We start from the raw sequence: 2,126 nt of genomic DNA on the forward strand, positions 1-2,126 counted from the left end.
CGGCCGTGGGTCGGGGCGCGTGCGCGGCGCGCGGCGTGCCGGGCGGCGCGGCGGGGGGGCGCCGGCGCCCCCCCGCGCCCCGCCCCCCCCCCCCCCCGGCTGATCGAGGTCTGGTACGGCGAGCCGCTGCCGCGGGGCTGAGTCAGAGCCCGCGGGGGCGGCTCGGAGACCGTCGGCTCAGTGCCCGACCTTGGCCTTGACCTGCGCCAGGGACGGGTTGGTCAGGGTCGACCCATCGGGGAAGAGGACGGTCGGCACGGTCTGGTTGCCACCGTTCGCCTTCTCGACGAAGGCCGCGGACTCCGGGTCCTGCTCGATGTTGATCTCGGTGTAGGCGATGCCCTCGCGGTCCATCTGCCCCTTCAGGCGTCGGCAGTAGCCGCACCAGGTGGTGCTGTACATCGTCACAGTGCCGGGCATCGGTCTTCTTCTCCTCGGGGTCGTGGTGGGTGGGCAGAAGGTGAACGCTCACCTTCCGCCGGTCATTCCCGGATTCATATGACCGGAAGGCCATGGCTGTGGACAACCGGCACCGGGCGCCTCAGGGGACCTGGCAGCATGGCGGGGTGACTGCAGCAACGTCCTCCACTCTGTTCCCGCACGGCTCCACGCCAGGTGCCTACGCGGCCACGCCGCGTGACGCCGACGCGGTGCTCGACGGGCTCGACCCCGAGCAGCGCGAGGTGGCGACGTCCCTGCACGGCGCGGTGTGCGTGCTGGCCGGGGCCGGCACCGGCAAGACCCGCGCCATCACCCACCGGATCGCCTATGGGGTGCGCGCGGGGATGCTCCAGCCGGCCAGTGTGCTGGCCGTCACCTTCACCAACCGCGCGGCGGGGGAGATGCGCGGCCGGCTGCGGCAGCTCGGCGCGGGCGGGGTGCAGGCGCGTACCTTCCACTCGGCGGCCCTGCGCCAGCTGCAGTACTTCTGGCCCAAGGCGGTCGGCGGTGAGGTGCCGCGGCTGGTCGAGCGCAAGGTGCAGCTCGTGGCCGAGGCCGCGGCCCGGTGCCGGGTCCGGCTGGACCGCAATGAGCTGCGGGATGTGACCGGCGAGATCGAATGGTCGAAGGTCACCCAGACCGTGCCCGAGGACTATCCGGCCGTGGCCGCCAAGTCCGGCCGTGAGGCCCCCCGGGACGCCGCCGAGATCGGCCGGATCTACGCCACCTATGAGCAGTTGAAGCGCGACCGCGGCGTCATCGACTTCGAGGATGTGCTGCTCCTCACGGTCGGTGTGCTCCAGGAGCGGCCGGACATCGCCGATCAGGTGCGCCGTCAGTACCAGCACTTCGTGGTCGACGAGTACCAGGACGTCAGCCCGCTGCAGCAGCGGCTGCTGGATCTGTGGCTGGGCGAGCGGGACAGCCTGTGCGTGGTCGGCGACGCCAGCCAGACCATCTACTCCTTCACCGGCGCCACCCCCGACCATCTGCTGAACTTCCGCACCCGCCACCCAAGGGCCACCGTGGTCAAGCTGATCCGGGACTACCGCTCGACCCCCCAGGTGGTCCACCTGGCCAACGGGCTGCTGTCCCAGGCCCGCGGCCGGGCCGCCGAGCACCGGCTGGAGCTGGTCTCCCAGCGGGAGGCGGGCCCCGACCCGGCCTACGCCGCCTATGCGGACGAGCCGGCCGAGGCCGAGGGCACCGCCCGCCGGATCCGGGAGCTGATCACCCCGGTCGAGCGGGGGGGCGCCGGGATCCCGGCGAGCCAGATCGCGGTCCTGTACCGGGTCAACGCCCAGTCGGAGCTCTATGAGCAGGCGCTGGCCGATGCCCAGGTGCCCTATCAGCTGCGCGGCGCCGAGCGGTTCTTCGAGCGGCCCGAGGTGCGCGAGGCGGGGCTGCTGCTGCGCGGCGCGGCCCGTGGCGGAAGCGCCGACCCGGAGCTGGCGGACGTCGATATCCCGTCCCAGGTGCGGGCCGTGCTGGGCACCCGTGGCTGGACGCCCGAACCCCCGTCGGGCTCGGGCGCGGTGCGCGACCGCTGGGAGTCCCTGGCCGCCCTGGTGGGGGGGGGCCCCAAAATCACCGGGCGCCCCCCCCCGGGCCCCCCCCCCCCACAGGGTGGGGGGCGCGGATTGGGGGGGGCCCCCCCCCCCCCCCCCCCCCCCCCCGGGGTGTGA

Annotated in this window: 1 protein-coding gene and 1 pseudogene; one reads left to right on the forward strand and one right to left on the reverse strand. The window is 73.9% G+C overall.

The features are described 5' to 3' along the window. Nucleotides 1-177 precede the first annotated feature (177 nt). Entirely contained in the window at nt 178-420 is a 243-nt protein-coding gene (locus ACFXB5_RS12925) for a mycoredoxin (protein WP_201855291.1), read from the reverse strand. Nucleotides 421-650: 230 nt separating this feature from the next. Between ACFXB5_RS12925 and ACFXB5_RS12930 the strand changes: the two are divergent. After that, a pseudogene (locus tag ACFXB5_RS12930) lies at nt 651-2,032 on the forward strand (ATP-dependent helicase); the annotation flags it as partial. Nucleotides 2,033-2,126: the final 94 nt, after the last annotated feature.

Source organism: Streptomyces sp. NPDC059455 (genome assembly GCF_042750115.1).
Lineage (GTDB): Bacteria > Actinomycetota > Actinomycetes > Streptomycetales > Streptomycetaceae > Streptomyces > Streptomyces endocoffeicus.